This window comes from Acinetobacter modestus (genome assembly GCF_014636095.1).
In the GTDB taxonomy this organism is placed as follows: domain Bacteria; phylum Pseudomonadota; class Gammaproteobacteria; order Pseudomonadales; family Moraxellaceae; genus Acinetobacter; species Acinetobacter modestus.
The window spans coordinates 819,063-838,906 of record NZ_BMDV01000001.1; the positions used below are offsets into that span (position 1 = coordinate 819,063).

General features: G+C 38.3%; 18 protein-coding genes and 3 tRNA genes. 8 read left to right on the plus strand and 13 right to left on the minus strand.

All coding sequences use genetic code 11. The features are described from left to right. Window positions 1–23: 23 nt before the first annotated feature. The 3 genes from IEV17_RS03735 to IEV17_RS03745 all read right to left on the minus strand — a co-directional run bounded on the left by IEV17_RS03735 (window position 24) and on the right by IEV17_RS03745 (window position 2,178). Entirely contained in the window at window positions 24–314 is a 291-nt protein-coding gene (locus tag IEV17_RS03735; RefSeq protein WP_004652030.1) for a co-chaperone GroES, read from the minus strand. Window positions 315–503: 189 nt separating this feature from the next. Next, a complete protein-coding gene (locus tag IEV17_RS03740; RefSeq protein ID WP_004663353.1) occupies window positions 504–1,259 on the minus strand; it encodes a metallophosphoesterase family protein in 756 nt (251 codons plus the stop codon). Further along, the gene (locus tag IEV17_RS03745; RefSeq protein WP_004663354.1) at window positions 1,240–2,178 is read right to left on the minus strand and encodes a diacylglycerol/lipid kinase family protein; all 939 of its coding nucleotides are present in this window, start codon (window positions 2,176–2,178) and stop codon (window positions 1,240–1,242) included. Before IEV17_RS03745 ends, IEV17_RS03740 begins: the two co-directional genes overlap by 20 nt. 395 nt (window positions 2,179–2,573) lie before the next feature. Here IEV17_RS03745 and IEV17_RS03750 point away from each other — a divergent pair, with 395 nt between their 5' ends. The 4 genes from IEV17_RS03750 (at window position 2,574) to IEV17_RS03765 (ending at window position 6,138) form a co-directional block, all read left to right on the plus strand. Further along, complete coding sequence (locus IEV17_RS03750; RefSeq protein WP_004663356.1) at window positions 2,574–4,403, plus strand: phosphoenolpyruvate carboxykinase (GTP); 1,830 nt, start codon at window positions 2,574–2,576, stop codon at window positions 4,401–4,403. Between the two features lie 467 nt (window positions 4,404–4,870). Next, window positions 4,871–5,251, plus strand: a complete 381-nt coding sequence (locus IEV17_RS03755; RefSeq protein WP_046739784.1) for a tetratricopeptide repeat protein — start codon at window positions 4,871–4,873, stop codon at window positions 5,249–5,251. A 139-nt stretch (window positions 5,252–5,390) separates the two neighbouring features. Continuing rightward, entirely contained in the window at window positions 5,391–5,780 is a 390-nt protein-coding gene (locus IEV17_RS03760; RefSeq protein ID WP_004663361.1) for a hypothetical protein, read from the plus strand. 148 nt (window positions 5,781–5,928) lie between these two features. Beyond that, window positions 5,929–6,138, plus strand: a complete 210-nt coding sequence (locus IEV17_RS03765; RefSeq protein ID WP_004663363.1) for a hypothetical protein — start codon at window positions 5,929–5,931, stop codon at window positions 6,136–6,138. Window positions 6,139–6,441: 303 nt separating this feature from the next. On the opposite strand, the gene glpD is transcribed toward IEV17_RS03765, so the two are convergent. The 3 genes from glpD to glpK all read right to left on the minus strand — a co-directional run bounded on the left by glpD (window position 6,442) and on the right by glpK (window position 10,541). Then, entirely contained in the window at window positions 6,442–7,962 is a 1,521-nt protein-coding gene (glpD, locus tag IEV17_RS03770) for a glycerol-3-phosphate dehydrogenase (protein WP_004663366.1), read from the minus strand. A gap of 255 nt (window positions 7,963–8,217) precedes the next feature. After that, entirely contained in the window at window positions 8,218–8,976 is a 759-nt protein-coding gene (locus IEV17_RS03775) for a DeoR/GlpR family DNA-binding transcription regulator (protein WP_004663367.1), read from the minus strand. A gap of 50 nt (window positions 8,977–9,026) precedes the next feature. Next, window positions 9,027–10,541, minus strand: a complete 1,515-nt coding sequence (gene glpK / locus IEV17_RS03780) for a glycerol kinase GlpK (RefSeq protein ID WP_004663369.1) — start codon at window positions 10,539–10,541, stop codon at window positions 9,027–9,029. A 261-nt stretch (window positions 10,542–10,802) separates the two neighbouring features. Between glpK and IEV17_RS03785 the strand changes: the two genes are divergently transcribed. Beyond that, window positions 10,803–11,228 (plus strand): hypothetical protein, encoded by a 426-nt coding sequence (locus tag IEV17_RS03785; protein ID WP_004663371.1) that lies wholly within the window; start codon window positions 10,803–10,805, stop codon window positions 11,226–11,228. Window positions 11,229–11,281: 53 nt separating this feature from the next. Here the strand turns inward: IEV17_RS03785 and IEV17_RS03790 are convergent, their stop codons facing one another. From IEV17_RS03790 to folD, 3 genes are all read right to left on the minus strand, one after another. Continuing rightward, window positions 11,282–11,566, minus strand: coding sequence for a GNAT family N-acetyltransferase (locus tag IEV17_RS03790; RefSeq protein WP_004663373.1), 285 nt, complete (start codon window positions 11,564–11,566; stop codon window positions 11,282–11,284). A 116-nt stretch (window positions 11,567–11,682) separates the two neighbouring features. Next, window positions 11,683–12,351, minus strand: a complete 669-nt coding sequence (locus IEV17_RS03795; protein ID WP_004663375.1) for a class I SAM-dependent methyltransferase — start codon at window positions 12,349–12,351, stop codon at window positions 11,683–11,685. A gap of 47 nt (window positions 12,352–12,398) precedes the next feature. Continuing rightward, window positions 12,399–13,247, minus strand: coding sequence for a bifunctional methylenetetrahydrofolate dehydrogenase/methenyltetrahydrofolate cyclohydrolase FolD (gene folD / locus IEV17_RS03800; RefSeq protein WP_004663376.1), 849 nt, complete (start codon window positions 13,245–13,247; stop codon window positions 12,399–12,401). Between the two features lie 152 nt (window positions 13,248–13,399). On the opposite strand from folD, the gene IEV17_RS03805 reads away from it, so the two are divergent. Next, window positions 13,400–13,473: transfer RNA gene (locus tag IEV17_RS03805), tRNA-Cys, on the plus strand. Between the two features lie 8 nt (window positions 13,474–13,481). Beyond that, window positions 13,482–13,567, plus strand: a tRNA-Leu gene (locus IEV17_RS03810). Between the two features lie 126 nt (window positions 13,568–13,693). Here the strand turns inward: IEV17_RS03810 and IEV17_RS03815 are convergent. Continuing rightward, window positions 13,694–15,502, minus strand: a complete 1,809-nt coding sequence (locus IEV17_RS03815) for an alkaline phosphatase D family protein (protein ID WP_004663378.1) — start codon at window positions 15,500–15,502, stop codon at window positions 13,694–13,696. Window positions 15,503–15,710: 208 nt separating this feature from the next. On the opposite strand from IEV17_RS03815, the gene IEV17_RS03820 reads away from it, so the two are divergent. Continuing rightward, window positions 15,711–15,796 (plus strand) — tRNA-Leu (locus IEV17_RS03820). A gap of 134 nt (window positions 15,797–15,930) precedes the next feature. On the opposite strand, the gene pgaD is transcribed toward IEV17_RS03820, so the two are convergent. The 3 genes from pgaD to pgaB are packed head-to-tail and all read right to left on the minus strand — an operon-like array spanning window position 15,931 to window position 19,647. Then, on the minus strand, window positions 15,931–16,347 hold the full coding sequence (gene pgaD, locus IEV17_RS03825; protein ID WP_004663380.1) for a poly-beta-1,6-N-acetyl-D-glucosamine biosynthesis protein PgaD: 417 nt from the start codon (window positions 16,345–16,347) through the stop codon (window positions 15,931–15,933). A 30-nt stretch (window positions 16,348–16,377) separates the two neighbouring features. Then, complete coding sequence (gene pgaC, locus IEV17_RS03830) at window positions 16,378–17,634, minus strand: poly-beta-1,6-N-acetyl-D-glucosamine synthase (protein WP_004663382.1); 1,257 nt, start codon at window positions 17,632–17,634, stop codon at window positions 16,378–16,380. 15 nt (window positions 17,635–17,649) lie between these two features. Then, window positions 17,650–19,647: a poly-beta-1,6-N-acetyl-D-glucosamine N-deacetylase PgaB gene (gene pgaB, locus IEV17_RS03835; RefSeq protein ID WP_004663383.1), complete on the minus strand. Its 1,998-nt coding sequence runs from the start codon at window positions 19,645–19,647 to the stop codon at window positions 17,650–17,652. Window positions 19,648–19,844 lie beyond the last annotated feature (197 nt).

Below are 19,844 nucleotides of genomic sequence, written 5' to 3' on the forward strand. Positions count from 1 at the left end.
ATAAATTTGAGTTATGTGTCGAGTTAGCCTTCAAGCACAGCTAAGATGTCCGACTCTTTCATGATCAAGAGTTCTTCACCACTTACTTTTACTGTTGTACCTGCATAAGTACCGAACAATACTTTGTCACCAACTTTAACGTCTAAAGCACGAACGCCATTGTCAGTAATCTGACCATTACCGACTGCGATTACTTCACCTTGAGAAGGTTTCTCAGCAGCAGAACCCGGAAGTAAAATACCACCAGCCGTTTTAGTTTCTTCTTCTACGCGACGAATCACAACACGATCATGTAATGGACGAATGTTGCTCATAGTTAACTCCATCAGACTTAGTCTTATTGATTAATGTGTGTCGCCAGTTCATGGCAACACATATAAAATTTTGATATGCCACTTTTGTGGGGTTAAAAAAAATGGCTTCAAGGGGGAAATTAAAAAAAAATCTATTTAAAGATGTTTTTTTAAACACAATCACATGATCTTGCCGAATTAAGCACCATTTCATGATCGAAGAAAGATTTTCTGTTTTTCATCAAACCAATAATGTTCAATTGTTCCGTCATCTAAAATCACGTTAAAACTATTTGAGAATCCAAAACGCAAACGATCTGAAGTTGCTGTTCCAGCATGAATATCTAAAATAGGATGGTTAAATCCTAATTGAAAAATTTGATTTAAATCATGAACAGCAACTTTGTGTAGATGTCCATGTAACAAACCAAACAACCCTGTCTCACCCCAACGTTCTAATGCAATTTTAGCGAGAACAGGACAATCTCTATCTCCATGTTCATTTGGGAAGGTATAAAAAGGCTGATGGAAAGTAACCAATTTTATTTTATTTGTGGGTGCATTTTTTAGCTTGGTGTCCGTTTCATGAATTTGCTCAAGGGAAATATGCCCTCGGGTATGATATCTCCGACGAATACTATTCATACCAACAATATAAAAATGCTCCGTTTCTAAAGTGGACTCTAAACGGCCAAAAAATGCTTGGTAACGTACAAATGGAGAGAAGAAGCGATTCCAGACATGATAAAGCGGAATATCATGATTACCAGGGACAACAAGATATGGGATATGTAAAGAATCTAAAAACTGACGGCAATCATAAAATTGCTTGAAACGTGCACGCTGGGTTAAATCACCACTGATTATAATTGCCTCTGGGCGTTTTTGTTGGCAAAACAGTTGTATCGCTTGAATACATTCTTCACGCTCAGTACCAAAATGTAGATCAGATAGGTGTAACAACATTTGGAACCATCACTTTCAAGGCTGATTTTTTTACTGAGAACGTTAAAGGTGGTTGCATATCCACTAATTCCCCATCGACTGCGACAGTAAGTTTGGCCTTTTTACAGTCAACCTGTATTTGTTCGGCACAAAAAGAATAGACGTCCGATGCTTGATCGATTTCCCCTTGAACAAGTTTCCATAACATTTTTAATAAACTGATTCGGTCACTTTTAGCAACAACAATTCCAGCTAACTTGCCTTTTGCAGCACACTCAGCAACTCTTAATTTCATATCCTCTAATTGCAACTGATTATTACCAAAGAATATTAACGGAGTAGCTAAAGGATATTTTTTCCCATCCACAGTGAGTGCGAGTTTTAATGATTTATGTTCGCGCAATAACACATCTAACGCCGAAGTATAGGCATGTAGAGGAAAGCGCCCTAAATACTGGTTATATAGTTCACGCTTCTTAATAAATAAAGGATACAAACCTAAACTGGCATTGTTCAAATAAATTTGATCATTAATTGTTGCAACATGAACTTCGCGTGGTTGACCCACTGCGATTACTTCTGCTGCTAGAGCCACATCAATCGGAATATCTAAAGCACGTGCAACATAATTAAACGTACCTAAAGGCATTATTCCCACTGGAATATTGGTATGCATTAACTTTTTTGCTACAGCATTTAATGTACCATCACCACCTGCAGCAACAACTACGCCACGCGCATGTTCTTGTTGATGCCGAGATAAAACATTATTCATCATTTCATCAAAATTAATGTGCGGATTTAATTCAAAAACCTGAATTTCAAATCCTTTTTGACTCCAAAAAGCCATAAGAGCTTCATACTGGTCTTCTTGCTGTGCTGCATGAAAGCCAGACTTTTGATTGTAAATTATGGACAAGGGCCGTAAATTCTGAGTCATACCTAACAGCCTTAAAGATAAATCACCAGTATTTTTGTTTATAAAATCAACAATTAAAAGTTTGTTTATGTAAATTTTGGATGAGCATTATTCAATTTATCAATAATAATTCTCAAAAAAATAAACAAACTTATCTAGTTGTTTTTAATAGTAATTTAAAATAAAAATAATACACATAAAAAAATTACATATAGGACTAAAAAATACTCAATTTACGCAAAAACAATATGTTACCCATAAATATACACTCTTAGATTAATACTCTATCAAGCACGGTAGTCTTATTTTTTTTACGATTTTATGCTTTAATACAGCCACTTTTTTTACTTCATCTATTTTCATTGTCATCCAATGAATAGAATTGTACGTCGTACACACTTTAAAAAGGCATCACCATGACCCAAGTGAACGCACCAGAATTCGTTCGTCACCCTAAGCTTATTGCATGGGTGGAAGAAATTGCAAAATTAACCAAACCAGCAAAAATCGAATGGTGTGACGGAAGCGCGGAAGAATATCAACGTCTGATCGACTTGATGATCGCTAACGGCACCATGCAACAACTTAACCAAGAAAAACATCCTGGTTCTTATCTTGCAAATTCTGACCCTTCTGATGTTGCTCGTGTTGAAGATCGCACATATATCTGCTCTGAAAATCAAGAAGATGCTGGTGCAACAAACAACTGGGTTGCGCCTGCTGAAATGCGTGCGAAATTAAACGGCTTATTTGATGGCGCAATGGAAGGTCGTACCATGTACGTAGTTCCTTTCTCTATGGGTCCTTTAGGAAGCCATATTGCACACATCGGTATCGAATTAACAGATTCACCTTACGTTGCTGTCAGCATGACAAAAATGGCGCGTATGGGTAAAGCAGTTTATGACGTATTAGGTACAGATGGTGAGTTTATCCCATGTGTTCATACAGTTGCTGCTCCATTGAAAGATGGTCAAAAAGATGTCGCTTGGCCATGTAACAATGAAAAATACATTGTTCATTACCCAGAAACTCGTGAAATCTGGTCTTACGGTTCTGGTTATGGTGGTAATGCTTTACTTGGTAAAAAATGCCTAGCTTTACGTATTGCTTCTGCAATGGGTCGTGAGCAAGGTTGGTTAGCTGAGCACATGCTTATTTTAGGCGTAACTAATCCACAAGGTGAGAAACACTACATCGCTGCGGCATTCCCTTCTGCGTGTGGTAAAACAAACTTTGCTATGTTGATTCCACCAGCAGGTTATGAAGGTTGGAAGATTGAAACTGTAGGTGACGATATTGCTTGGATCAAACCAGGTGAAGATGGTCGTTTATATGCAATCAATCCAGAAGCGGGTTTCTTCGGTGTTGCACCTGGTACAAATACCAAAACCAACCCGAACTGTATGGCTACGTTAACTAAAGATGTTATTTATACGAACGTTGCTGTAACAGATAACGGTGAAATTTGGTGGGAAGGTCTTTCTAAAGAAGTTCCAGCAAACTTAACCAACTGGAAAGGTCAGCCTCACGTTGAAGGTGAAAAAGCGGCTCATCCAAATGCTCGCTTTACGGTTTCAGCTGGTCAATGCCCTTCTATCGATGCTGACTGGGAAAATCCAGCAGGTGTACCAATCTCTGCATTCATCTTCGGTGGTCGTCGTGCAGATACAGTACCTTTAGTATCTGAAGCTTTTGACTGGGTTGATGGCGTTTATAAAGCTGCAACAATGGGTTCAGAAACAACAGCTGCTGCAGTTGGTCAACAAGGTATTGTTCGCCGTGATCCATTTGCAATGCTTCCTTTCGCTGGTTATAACATGGCTGACTACTTTGGTCACTGGTTACAACTCGGTCAAGAAGTTGGCGCTAAAGCAGAAGCTGCCGGTAACAAATTACCAAAAATCTTCAATGTAAACTGGTTCCGTCGTGATGCTGAAGGCAATTTCGTATGGCCTGGTTTCGGTCAAAACATGCGTGTTCTTGAGTGGATTATTGATCGTTGTGAAGGTCGTGCTGAAGCGACTGAGACTCCAATCGGTTATGTTCCAACTTACGAACAGTTGAACTGGACTGGTATTGATTTCTCTAAAGAGCAATTCAATACTGTTACAGCTCAAGATAAAGATCAATGGATCAAAGAGCTTGAAAGCCATACTGAGTTATTCACTAAACTTGGTGACCGCTTACCGCAAGCACTTAAAGATCGTCAAAATGAATTATTAGCAGCTGTTAAATCTGCTTAATCACTCTAGTTTCCCTCTTGATTAAAGAGGGATTAAGGGAGATTTGAAAAGGCCGCTTCGGCGGCCTTTTTATTTGGCGGATTCCGTAACGATGCACAACACATTTTTAGGTAGTTGAGAAAGCAATAGTTCTACCCCAACCAAAGAAACACCACAAACCATCAAAGTGGTGACACGTCGAAAATCGAAGATTTTGTTTTCATCATGACTAGAGATATCTTAAATAACAGACCTACCCAACCTTAATAACTAATATGCTTATAACGGATACGCTGCCTAACTAAATCAAGTAATTTAGGCTAATGAACTGATATTTTATTATCCTTGTTATTTTTATTATTTATTGATAGTTTTAAGTTCAAATAAATCAATTATTTTAATTCCATTTTAATCAATCAGGTGTCTTATGCAGCAGAATTTGGAATCTTATGTGTCACTTCTACCGCATAAGAGCAGTTAGGTTCGCTATGGAGACTGAAGATATCAATCATCAGTATTACAACGAGGGCGATAAGCTCTTCAAGGCTGGCCGATTTAATGAAGCCAGTAAATGCTTTCACCTTGCTCTTGAGCACTGGACAGAGGACTGGCAAGCCCTAATGGCTCTTGGCAACTGTTACTCGGAAATGCATAAACATCTTAAGGCTGAAGCCAGCTTCCGCAACGCACTAGATTACTGCCCTGAAAAGGAAAGGCCCGCCATACTCTTTAATCTCGGTAATGCGTTGTATGATCTTCAGAAATTCGTGGAAGCTGTAGAAGTCTATGCTCAAATCCCAAGTAGTCACGCTATCTTTGAGCTAGCTTCAAAAAATGCAATGCTGGCCAAGTCTCGGCTCTATCCGTAAATACAACTTGTGCTTCAAGTAGATTAATACCCTAGCCACTTACAGAGCATTTTATGGTTCTTGGCTACATCTCAGATATTGTTTTACTGTGGGGCATTACCCTATAAGCATTAGTTAGAAATAAATTGGCACAATTATAATGAGTAATAATTTCGATATTTGGATTGTAATATCATATTCATGGACAGAGATTGGACTTGAAGAACAAGAGTTCGCTAAGTATGCTGAAAAAATAATAGCGAATCATCAGACATGGGAAGATGTTAATTCAATAATTATTAAAGATGTATGTGCTTCGTTTGCATTTGAATCATTTCTTTTATTCCCATGTATGCTATGGTTTTTAATGCCAGATTGGGAATATGACAATGATTATTTAAAAAATAGGATGAAAAGTTGGTATGCAAAACCATATTGGACTCATTTTATGAATCCACTAAGAGCTCTAGGGTTCCCTTTAGCACTAATATTTTCTAATGGTGTCAGAAAGAAATTAAAACGCGAATACCAAAAAATAATACTTAAATAAAAATATGCTTTGAAAATACTTTCAACTCAACGCTCAAGAGGGATAGCACCCCACGCGGTTTTAGTTTATTTTTGAATGGATCTTAGGTCAATCTAAGGTTGTAGTTTGTTGTGGGGGTGCTACCCCTTAACGTTAAAGTTAGGTTCTTATGGAAAATAAAAAGAGATTAACAGAAAAAGAGTTCACTCAAATGATTAAACTCTTACATAGGTATGTCAATACGGAAATGGATCAATGGGAGTTGTGGTTTTTTGATACAGACATTTCTAGAATTTATATAGATATTTCAATGATAACAACATCTTCAGAAGAAGCTTATACAAATATGAATAATATCGTTAATAAGCCTGATGAATAGTATGAAATGAAAATAGTTAATTTTTAAATTTTTTATAAGTTAAAAGCATCTTAACTAGACGTTAAAAAGGATTATGAATGGCTCGAGTAGAATTTGTGTTATATATCAATACACCTATAAGTGAAATCTACCAAGTCTCACAAGACTATTCCATTCATTATGAATGGATCAGTTGATCAAATAAATAACAACTTTCACAGCCTCAAAAGCACCTCCATTACCAAATAACCTGAGCTGGTCGAACTCAGGTTATTTAGATAAAGGGCTTTTTTAAAGACAGGACTTGGATACTACTATACGATTTTATGCCGCTTCGTTGCTATGAGTTTTTACAATCAGATAAGCATCCAAAGTTTCGGTTTCTTTTTGCGTGAAGCTAAGTCCTAGTTTAGAACGTCTCCACAATACGTCCTGACTGGTGGTTACCCATTCAGCAGTACATAAATAATCCACTTCTTTCGCATACAAACCTTGACCAAAATGCTGACCTAACTGCTCAACCGAAGTTGCTTCACCTAAGATATTCCAAATACGTGAACCATAAGCTGATGCCCAACGCTTAACTAAAGCTTCTGATGCATCAGTGACTTGTGCACGAATTTCTCGCATCAACTGTTCAACAGAATCCATATTTTCGCCACCAGGTAAAGCTTCTGTTGCAGTCCAACTCCCCTTCATTTCAGGGAAGAATACTTTTAACTGCTGCATAGCCGACTCAGCTAATTTTCGATAAGTTGTTAACTTTCCACCAAATACTGAAAGCAATGGTGCTTGTTCATCGTTCTCTTGAGATAAAGCTAAAGTATAGTCACGCGTAATTGCAGAGGGATTATCCGATTCATCATCACAGAGTGGACGTACCCCAGCAAATGTCCAAATAACATCCACTTGAGTAAGCTGTTTTTTGAAATGTGCATTGCTCACTTCAAGCAAATAATCTGTTTCTGCTTGAGTAATTTGTACTTGCGCAGGATCACCTTGATATTCACGATCTGTAGTTCCAATCATGGTGTATTGATCTAAATACGGAATTGCGAAGACAATACGGCGGTCATCATTTTGCATAATAAATGCTTTGTCACTTTCATACAGTTTCGGCACAATGATATGACTACCTTGAATCAAGCGAATACCGTAAGGTGATTTTAACTCTAAATCTTGTTTGATGAATTGTGCGACCCAAGGTCCAGCAGCATTGACCAATGCCTTTGCTTTAATTTGGAATTGACCATGTTCATTTTCTAAATCAACAATCCAATACTGCCCATCTCTTCGTGCAGACAAACAACGAGTACGAGTTACGATATCAGCACCCTTTTCACGGGCATGCATCGCATTGAGTACGACCAAACGAGCATCATCAACAGCACAATCAGAATATTCAAAACCACGTGTTATCGCAGAATTTAAAGGGCTATCTTCTTTAAAATAGACATTATTTGAACCCAATAATTTCTCACGCTTACCTAAATGGTCATAGAAGAACAAACCCGTGCGAATCAACCATGCAGGGCGAAGATGTGGGCGATGCGGCATAATAAAACGCATTGGGCGAATAATATGTGGAGCTTTAGCCAATAGCACTTCACGCTCAGCTAATGCTTCACGCACTAAACGGAATTCTTTGTGTTCTAAATAACGTAAACCACCATGAATAAGCTTACTGCTTGCAGAAGAAGTATGACTCGCTAAATCATCTTTTTCACATAAGAATACCGACAAACCACGTCCTGAAGCATCAGCCGCAATCCCAACACCATTGATACCACCACCAATGACCGCAAGGTCATAGATTTTTTCATTTGTCTGAGGAGAAGTTTGCATAAATCACCGCAAATTTTCATTATTTTTCGATAATGAAAATTTAAACATATAAATCGAAAATAAACAATGAAAAATAGATCAAAAAATGCCAATCTATCGACATTTTTAGATAAATGGTAAAATTCAGTGGAGAGACTAAAAGTTCAGAAACACAGTAATCGCATTTATTTATAAGAAAAATATAATTTTTATTGAATATATCTTGAGTTAAATTGATTAACTCAAGAAACGTAACAATTTTTCGAAAATGAAGATTTATTTTGCAACAATCAAACCAACATCTAAGTCTCGGATGGTTTTTATAAATTGCTCATTTGGCTGTTGATCAGTAAAAATGCAATCCACTTGCTTAAGTGAGCCTAGTCGAATCATCGCATTACGCCCAAATTTACTGCTATCCGCAGCTAAAAAAACTTGGCGTGCACTTGAAAGAATTTCTTGAGAGACACACACTTCCTGAAAGTCAAAATCAAGCAATGTGCCATCTTCTTCAATTCCACTAATTCCTATAAGCGCATAATCTGCTTTAAACTGTTTGAAAAAATCAGCGGTTGCTTGACCAATGACACCACCATCTGGACGAACACGCCCACTGGCAATCAAAATTTCAAAATCTTCTTTTGTGCTCAGGATTTTTGCAACATTCAGGTTATTAGTAATAACTTTTAAGCCCGTGTGGTTCAGTAGTGCATGAGCAATTGCTTCGGTTGTGGTACCAATATTAATAAATAAAGAAGCGTGATCTGGAACGGCAGCTGCAACAGCTTCAGCAATTGTTCTTTTTTGCTCAAGCATATGCCCAACACGCATTGTATATTCTGTATTTTCAACACTTGAATCATGCGCCGCGCCGCCATGATAACGGCGCAAAAGCCCTTCATCCGCTAATTGATTAATATCACGACGAATCGTTTGAGGTGTAACATCGAAATGTTGAGCAAGTTCTTCAATACTAATATAACCACGCTCTCGTACTAATTCGAGGGTTTTCTGTTGGCGTAGTATCAAGCTCATGCTCATCAATCCTGTGTTATTTACGGCATATTATATCCGACTATTTTAGCTTAATCTTCTGCCCAATCTCGAGTACGTCCGACAGCTTTTAGCCAACCTTTGTACAGTTTTTCAGTTTGATCCTGACTGCACTCTGGTGTAAAGGTTCGTTCGATCGACATTCTACTCTTCAATTCATTTAAATCCGACCAAAAACCGACAGCTAAACCAGCCAAAAAGGCAGCTCCCATTCCCGTGGTTTCTTTCATTGCTGGACGTTCAACTGAAGTCGAAAGAATATCCGCTTGGAATTGCATCAAGAAGTTATTCGCTGTTACACCACCATCTACGCGCAGTGTCCGCAACTTTTCGCCAGAATCTTGTTGCATTGCATCTAATACATCGCGTGTTTGATAAGCAATGGACTCCAAGGTCGCACGAATAATATGTTCAATACTCACGCCACGTGTGATTCCAAGAATTGCACCACGAGCAGTTGGATCCCAATATGGCGCACCTAAACCTGTAAAGGCAGGAACAACATACACGCCATTACTGTCTTTTACTTTGGTTGCGTAATACTCTGAATCATAAGAATCATTGATTGCTTTAAGCTCGTCGCGCAACCATTGCACACATGAACCACCATTGAACACAGCACCTTCCAATGCGTAGTTCACTTCACCTTTTGCACCACATGCAATCGTAGTCAACAAACCATGCTCAGACTGAACAATTCTCTTTCCTGTATTCATCAGCAGGAAACAACCTGTACCGTAGGTATTTTTAGCCTGTCCAACCTCTACACACATTTGCCCAAATAATGCCGCTTGTTGATCACCAGCAATACCAGCGATTGGAATTCCAACTTCTTGACCACTAATAGTGTGTGTGTATCCATAAACCTCAGATGAGCTACGCACAGTTGGTAACATTACTTTTGGAATGTTTAAAGCTTGAAGTAACTTATCATCCCATTCTAAGGTTTCTATATTAAACAGCATAGTACGTGAAGCATTGGTATAATCTGTCACGTGAACTTGACCATTGGTTAATTTCCAAATCAACCACGTATCAACTGTACCAAACAAAAGCTCACCGCGCTCTGCACGCTCACGGCTGCCCTCAACACGATCCAAAATCCATTTTATTTTTGTTGCTGAAAAATATGGATCAATGACTAAGCCCGTTACTTTTCGAACATAATCATCCCAACCATCTTGATGTAATTGATTACAGATTTCATTACTTTGACGGCTTTGCCAAACAATAGCATTATAAATCGGCTTACCAGTTTTCTTGTCCCAAATGATCGTGGTTTCACGTTGGTTAGTAATCCCGATTCCAGCAATTTGGTCACTTGAAATACCCGCTTGTGCTAGCGCCTCAACCCAAACTGCACTTTGAGTTGCCCATATTTCCATAGGATCATGCTCAACCCAACCTGGTTGTGGGTAGATTTGCGTGAACTCGCGCTGAGCAATACTAATAACATTTGCATCGTGATCCAACACGATTGCACGTGAACTCGTTGTACCTTGGTCAAACGCAACCACATATTTTTTTTGACTATCTGTAGAGATCATGACACACCTATCCAGACTTGCCTTATATAACAGACCAATAAATTAAATGCCCGTTAAAACGGGCAAAAATACTGCAATAAAGCAACGACTTCTGTATTAAATAAAAAAACTTGGCAGATTATATGCAAAATTGTTCGAAAACGAAAATTCTTTCTTTAACTTTGAACCTCAATACGATGAATAGCGCCAATTTTAAAGATTACTCACAATAACAACCTTATTTTATGCCATACTAATTATAGAAATAATAGGATCATAGATATGAAAAAAACCAATTTATTCATTATCGTTACAAGTGCACTTGTGATCACTGCATGTCAAAGTACACCACACAAATTTAACGGCGTGACGGGCTATCAAATAGAAAATAAAACAACAACTTCAGCCACGATTGCTTACACCCTTGCAGCACGTACCAATCAAGATTTAGATCAAAAGAAATTACAACATGCATGCAACCAAGTTTTAGGCATAGGAAAAACTTATAAAATTTCAATACTCAGTGTTAATGAAATTATGAATCCTACACAACAAGAACAATACGGCGTAAAACTTGGAAATAGTCGTGCAACTTTTGGACTTTCTAATTCACCTGATTTCAATAACAGTGAAGGATATGCAACACGACAAGCACTTGAGGCACGTCCGACCACACTTAAAGTCATTCGCTATACTTGTTCTGAATAAATAATAAACATGGATGTATAAGTTTTTATTTAGGTTTATACATCCTATATATTTTATATTTTCAAGACATCATGAATCGATAGATCTTTATCGAAAACCGACTTTGCAAATGGGCATAAAGGAATGACTTTAATGTTGCGACCTCTTGCGAAAGTAACTAACTCATTTAAAAGTTTTCGACCTAATCCTTGCCCTCGAAATTGATCGTTCACATCAGTGTGATCAATAATTAACATAGTATCCCCAGCCCATGTGTAAGCCATTTCAGCAGCTACTGTTTCACCATTGAACAGCTTAAATATCCCATGTTTATTATCATCAACCTGTTGAATATTCATTTTCTTTCCTTTTGAAGATTATTTCTATTTCAACTGAATGTTTTAACATGAGTAAGAAAGAAATAGTGTTGAGATTTGATAGTCTCAACACTGATTATTTTTAGATTAAACATTATTTATTTTGTGCGGTAAAAACTCACATTTCTAAACTCTTTGGATTCATCCAAGTCAGGCCAAGTCGTTGCACTGCGTTCATCAATTTTCATATATTGAGGGTGACTAAAGTTTTTAACTCGGCTATCGGCAACCCAAACTTCAGGTGCGAACTTAAGAAATTCATCCAAAAAGAAACGATTGCATTGGTCATACAGCACGTCCGCAGCAAGCAATACATCCACTTGCTCGGATTTATATAAATCATCCAAATATTCAAGTTCAACATCATTCAACAAAGCATTTTCACGACATGACGCAAGACTTACTGGATCAATATCACAACAGATCACACGCTTCGCACCTGCCATTTTTGCAGCAATTGCAACTACACCCGAACCTGCACCAAAATCTAAGACCACTTTATCTTTAACATGATGTGGCTCAGCGAGTAACCACTGTGCCATCGCTAAACCAGATGCCCAACAGAAAATCCAATACGGCGTCTCATTCCAAATACGACGAATCACCTCATCATCCAAACGATCAGTTGGAAAAACTGGTGGGATCAACCATAACGATATAGGTGTTTCAGGAAGCTGCTGTGCTAGTAGATCCGTATTAGGGATGACTTCATGTAATGCTTGAAGTAAATGTTCAGGTGCTTTCGCAAATTGAAATGTACAACTCATATATCTTTAATTCTAAAAAACCCCTCTTATCGAGGGGCTATTAATCTTTAAACTAATGCTTTTTCAGCAGCTTCAACAGTTTGACGAATCAAAGTCGTAATCGTCATTGGCCCTACACCACCTGGAACTGGTGTATAAGCAGAAGCAATCTCTTCAATTCCAACTAATTGAATATCACCGACACCACCGCCATCACGCGGGTGGAAACCTGCATCTACGACAACTGCACCTTGCTTGATCCAGTCTTTTTGAATCAACTCAGCTTTACCCACCGCACCTACAATAATATCTGCTTGTTTTACCAATTCAGCTAAATTTTGAGTACGTGAGTGGCAAATGGTCACTGTCGCATTCGCCTGTAATAACATCATTGCCATTGGTTTGCCTAAAATCGCTGAGCGACCGACCACAACTGCATGTTTACCCGCGATCTCGATCTTGTTTTCTTGCAAGATTGTCATAATACCCGCAGGTGTCGCAGAACCATAAGCAGCTTCACCCATTGCCATACGACCAAAACCTAAGCAAGTCACACCATCCACATCTTTAGCTAATGAAATGGCATCAAAACATGCTCTTTCATCAATTTGTTCAGGCACTGGATGCTGCAACAAAATACCGTGTACATCTGGATTAGCATTTAATTTTTCAATCTCAGCCAATAATTGTTCTGTGGTCGTTTCTTTTGGAAGTTCGACTTTAAGTGAATCCATACCGACACGACGACATGCATTGCCTTTCATGCGCACATACGTTGCTGATGCACCATCATCACCAACTAAAATTGTTGCCAAAATTGGGGTACGCCCCGTTTTTGCTTTTAAAGCTTCTACACGTACCAACAAATCAGCTTCGATTTGTTTTGCTAATGCACGACCGTCTAAAACCAATGCCACAGCGCATCTCCAAAGTGGGTATGAATCAATTATGCAAATAATACATGATAATTTGAGCAATATTCTTTTAGATGTTGTTTTTATGCGCATATTCACTATAAACACTATTGTTTTTTTTCTAAAGGTTGCTAATATGTGCATCACCAAGAGATGGCGGGGTGGCAGAGTGGTCATGCAGCGGACTGCAACTCCGTGTACGCCGGTTCGATTCCGACCTCCGCCTCCATTGGTAAAGCCCGAGTGGTGAAATCGGTAGACACAGGGGATTTAAAATCCCCCGCCCACAAAGCGTGCCAGTTCGAGTCTGGCCTCGGGCACCATTTTTCAACTAATGAAATATGGTGCAAATAAAAATACAGCGTAAGCTGGTTTTTTTATGTCTAAAATTTAATACAAGCATAAAAAAGCCAAGGTCATAGACTTGGCTTTCCAAAACTTTTAAAAATTTAAGCCACTTGCTGCCCTGTTTTCACTGGCAATAAATTGTTATCCAAACTCAATTGATAGCCTCGTGATTTATCAATCACATATTCAGGCTTTTTGATCGAATCTACATAAATCCACTGTGATTGGACTTGAGTTTCATCAAATTGGACAATTAAATATCCTCTTTGATTTAAATTGCAGTAATTCAACTCATCAATTAACGTTGTGAATGCAAACTCAAACTGCTGTAATTGGTCTAGCGGAATATTTAGATATTTTTCCAACCCAGGTGAAGAAACCGAACTTGTTGCCAATTCAACACCAACAAACACCCCATCCTTACTGTATAAATTGGATGACCATGCATTATGAGTATCTCCTGCTAGAACAACCACCTTTTTCTTTAATTGTGCCAAAGTTCCATACACAATCTCTCGTTCAGCAAAATAACCATCCCATGCATCTAAGTTATAAGGTGCAACCGTCAATACACGCGCTTTATCTTGTGCTGTTAACGTCGGATCACCTTGTATTAAACGCAGTTTCAATTTTACTAATTCAGTAATTTGGGCATTCATTTTATTTAAAGTATCTAGACTTGGATTACCAGCTGTAATTTCAGCTAAAGCCTGTAACAACTCTGCTGGCACAAACATTTTAGTCATGAGAATTTGTTGCCCCAAAACATCCCAAGTTGCATTTGAGCTTTGTATTACACCGACAATATTTTTCTCTTTATTGCCTAACAACCATTCTCTCTGAGTTTCCCCCATGATTGTTCGAGTAGAATTAAACAGAGCGGCTTGAAACGCAACTGCGTCTAATTTTCCTGTCATTGGATTTATAAATTTCCCATATTCCAACTGTTCATCACGCGCAATAATACGAGTGTCCAACATCATCAAATTAACTAAACCACCAAAATTAAACTGTCGATAAATCTTAATATGTTGGTTGTCCACAGGACGAATCGGCATCCATTCAAAATAAGCTTGCAATGCCGCTAACTTTCTTTCAGAGAATTTACCTTCATTCTTTGCATTTGCTGTTTCTTCAGTATGATTTTCAGCACCTTCTCGCCATGCATCATTTGCTAATTCATGATCATCCCAAATAACAATAAATGGATGACGATGATGCAAGGACTGTAGATCCTTATCTTTACGATAGAGTGCATAACGCTTGCGATAATCATCCAACTTAATAATTTCTTTATCATTATCCGCAGCAAGTGTACGTCCCAATTTAGCTGCATCTTCCGCTGCATAACCATCCGCACCGTATTCATAAATATAGTCGCCCAAATGAATGACTACATCGACATCTTGCTTAGCCATTTCACGGTACACATAGAAATATCCTGCTGGATAATTCGAACATGAACACACCGCAAAACTGACTTTAGATGTACTGGTTGGCAAAGTCTTGGTTTGCCCAATAGGCGAAATCTTATCGCCAAAGCTAAAACGATAAAAATAACTTTGATTTGGTTTTAATCCAATTGCATCTACCTTTACAGTAAAGTCTTGCGCAGCAGCAGTAGTGACTTTATCGGTTTTAATGATTTGCTTAAATTGCTGATCTAACGCAATTTCCCAAGTGACTTGCAACCGTGCACTGCTATCACTTGGTGTTAAGCGTGTCCATAAAATCACACGATCCTGTAGTGGATCACCGCTGGCAACGCCATGTTCAAAATTAACTTGTAATGTCGCTGTTTCTTGATCTGAACTGTCATTACATCCTGTAAATCCCACAGATAAAGACAATGCCCCAAAACCGAATAAACTTTTTTGAATGAGTTCCCGTCGTGAAATTTTTGCTGTCATTTGGATAGCTACCTTAATTTTATTACTTTAAATAATTAAAACTAAGTTGCATAAATGAAGGTTTGATCTCAGTTTGATGAAATAATCATGAAAATTATATGACAATGCTTAATTTTTATCTGACAAACACATGAATTGATTGAAAAGAAAGCAATTAATACTTTTTACTCTTGCCAAGTTTTAAAGTCTCCTCTATTATTGCGCACATGCCCGAGTGGTGAAATCGGTAGACACAGGGGATTTAAAATCCCCCGCCCACAAAGCGTGCCAGTTCGAGTCTGGCCTCGGGCACCATTTTTCAACTAATGAAATATGGTGCAAATAAAAATCCAGCGTAAGCTGGTTTTTTTATGTCTAAATTTTAAGACAAGCATAAAAAAATGCCTTAATTAAAATTAAGGCATTTATACTTCTCAATCGAATAAATTTTATTCAACTCTAATAATCTTACCATTTTCATCATGATGCAGCGTGGTTACTTTTTGTTGGCGACCAGCTTGAATTTCTTGTTCAGGCAACTCAAAATAACGTGCATAATCAGGTAATGCTTTTTCAATTGCATGCTTGTCATGAACTCTCTTTGAAGGTAAGAGACCCCATAGTAATAATGCAATTGCACACATAAATAAGGCGGTAACGCCATGCTCAAGACCCTGACTGAATGCAGCCATTAAGCGTTGTGCAATATGTGTCTTTTGTAGTTCAACCAACACCCAAACTAAGATAAATGGTCGCCATAATAGCAGCCAACCCGCCCACATCATTGCTGTTGTGGTCGTAGAAAAATAACGCTTATGCCATGGGAGTTGGCGACGTACATCGATAATCAAACTATTTGCTTTCATTTCTAGTCTCAGCAAAATGAATCTTGCGACTCAGCGAATTCCACGATCTGGGCTAATCCAACGGGCGCGTTTTTCATCACCACGCAACAGTACCTTTGGAAAGGCGACGATTGTAGCAGTAATCGTAATTAACCAAAACACAAATGGGTACCAAATCATCCAATAATAATTTTTCCCTAGGCTTGGCTCATAACGACTATCCATCCATTTGCTTAAAGCAAACTGAATTAAACAGGTCGCACCTAATAAAATTCCACTACCATATGGTAAAAAAGGTGAACTAACGATAGCAAGGGCTGGGATTGTAAATACAAAATGTAACAACCACATGACAGCCATAATCAGCATCAGATATGACCATACTAATGTTAAGCAAAGCTCTAGCATTAATGGCCAGAGAAAATTAAGTTTTGGTTTAAAGAACACATCAATATTCTTTATCAGAACTTGTGCCCCACCCATCGCCCAACGTAAACGTTGTTTCCACAAACCATTGAAAGTCTCAGGCATCAAAATCCAAACCAAAGCATTTGGCTCAAAACGAACATCCCAACCTGCGCGTTGTAATTTCCAAGTGATATCAATATCTTCCGTCAACATATTTGGAGACCAATAATCAACTTGATGTACCGCACTTTTACGAAATGCAGTAATTACACCTGATACTGTAAATAAACGACCAAAAGTACGTTGTGCGCGTTTAATCATGCCAACAATTGAAGAGAACTCACCAACCTGAATACGTCCTAATAGAGTTGAACGTGTACGAATACGTGGATTACCCGTGACTGCTGCAACTGTTGAGTCTTCTAGGAAATGACGCATCATCCATTTAGCAGCATGAGGATCTAGTAACGCATCACCATCAATACCAATCAAGAACTCAGCATCAGTCATTAAACTGCCCGCTTGCAGTCCCATCGCTTTACCTTGGTTTTGAGCAAGATGCACAACACGTAATTTTTCATGCTGCGCCGCGAGACGATCCAGCACTTCGCCCGTGTTATCAGAACTACCATCATTAATCGCAATCACTTCAAAGTTTGGATAATCTAATTGCAAAGCATGACTAATGGTTTCTTCTGCATTATCACCCTCGTTAAAACAAGGAACGAGTACAGCAACTTTAGGATATTCAGGCAAATTTTCTGGCTGCTGATATGGAGGATCTTGGCGCTCTTTCCAGTAGAAAATAATTGCTCCTACCATCCATAAATAAGACATAAATAATGGATAGTAAAACACAAACTTAATGGCATAAGCCCATAATAAAGCAATTATACTCATCGACACATTACTCCGTTATGGTACTAATTGTGATGATTTTAAAGCAAAAGCCTTACGCATAGTTTCTACATCTGGGTGTTCTTTAATCGGATCGTCAGGATAATATGCAATGTGCATCGCACCTTGTTGATAAAGCGACTTAATTGTTGCTGCCATTTCTTCAGAAGGAATCTTCTGATCATTACGCCAGTTAATCGCTTGTAGCTCCATCACTGTCTTTTTAATCCCGTTTGGATATTGTTTCACCCGATTCATAATATCCGTATAAAATTTTTCGGGATTATCCGATTGCTCCATATAAGGCATTGCCATTATTGCAGTGAAATCATAACGTCTTAATGACTCTTCTAAAGACTGTGCATACCAATTTTCGGCATACGGGTTAAGGGCAACTTGCGCATACAAATTACGTGCAGTCATCAAATAAGGCTGATATTGACGCACCTCACCTGCTAGCTCCATTGCAAAATCATCTAGGGTACGCGTTTTATAAGCAGTCCATTTCTGCAACTTGTCGTCATTATTTCGTATTTTAGCCAGATCCGTTGGCAAACCTTGTTTCGCATAGGCTGCTAGTGCTTGAGGGCTTGCATCTTCATAATCAGATAATGTCACATCATCATGAAATAACAGACCATCAAATGGCGTTGATTTTGCAAGATCTTGGTAAATCTCTTTAATGGTTTGTCTTGCTTTTGGGGAATATGGGCTTAAGCGGATATATCCCATATTCAAATGCTCGCCCGCTTTTGCTTGTTGCGTGACAACCAAATCCTTTGACACTGGATCTGATTTAGGTAACTCCCATGCAAGTAAAGGCATCCAAGCATACAAACGCTGTACTGGCGTACGTGTTTGAATTTGCCAAGCTACTCGGTTAAATAAATCCGCACGCATTGGAATATGACGATTTGGGAAATACACCATATCAGCAGAACCATTTGCATCAGGATCTGAGAATGCTTGTAAGTAAACTGTCTTTACTCCCATCCCATTGATACGATCTAACAGATTACCTAAATTGCGTTCCTGTTGTTGTGGGTCTGGATCATAGATGTAATCTAAATCCACATGCATGATCTTTTGTGGACGATTATTATCGTTTAAATTCAGTTCGCGGTTCTTAATTTCTTGTGCCAAGGCATTGGTTGACATATTTCCTTGAATTAAAATACGCCCCATATTTTGGATCGATTGTTTGGCATGATCAGCGCCATCATCCAAAGTAATGGTAATCGGCATGCCCAATTGTTTAGAAATTTGCACTAATTGCATATTATAGCGACCATAAGGCCAAACCATGACACGTGGTGAACGTAAACCGTGTGCCTGTAGTAATTCATTATTTTTCTTTAGATCTTGATAAACACGTGCTTGATAATTTGCATCACTTTCATAGGTTTTCGTATTTGAATCATAGATACGAGTAATTGCTGCTGGTTCTGAATTACCTTGAGGGTTTGCGTTTACTCCTCGATGCAAATGGTAGCTATGACTTGCAATCTCAACAAAGCCACTATTTTGCATTTCTTTGAGTTCATTCCAACTCAAAATTTTATTGCGCGTAATCTCTTCCCCACCAAAGTCTACTTTCTGATTAGCTTTTGGCTCTAACCAAGAACCGACAACTGCTAATACAACTGGAATTTTTTTCGCACGTACAATTGGATAAGCATTTTGATAAAAAGACTGATAACCATCATCTACTGTCAATAACACAGGTTTAGTTGGTAAAGTGTATTTGCCCTGATGTGCTTTAATCAGTTGATCGACATTGATAAAGTGATAACCATTATTTTGTAACCAATCGATGTGCTCACTGAATTGTTGTGCTGTTACTGCATAACTGGGGATGAGTGCATCTTTATGGTCGGTAATTTCATGATAACCAATGACGGTTAACGTTGTCGCATCAATTTTGGAATTTTCTGCAAAAGTTGCTGTAGTCGCAACTAAACCAATCATTAGACCTAAAAATGTTTTTAAGGTCGGAGACACTAAACGTGTTGTCATAGAGATATCTTCTCAATATTCGAAAATGGCTGAGCGTGAATCATGCATGAATCATCTTACAATTTGTGGTCAAATAAGATTTTTAGCGAGTCAGCTGGGAGCAAGGATTGTATTTATAATTTTAAAAACTGAAAATAATCTTAAAAAAATATTTTATAAATTTTATCGCAATATACATCAATATTTTAGCAATATGT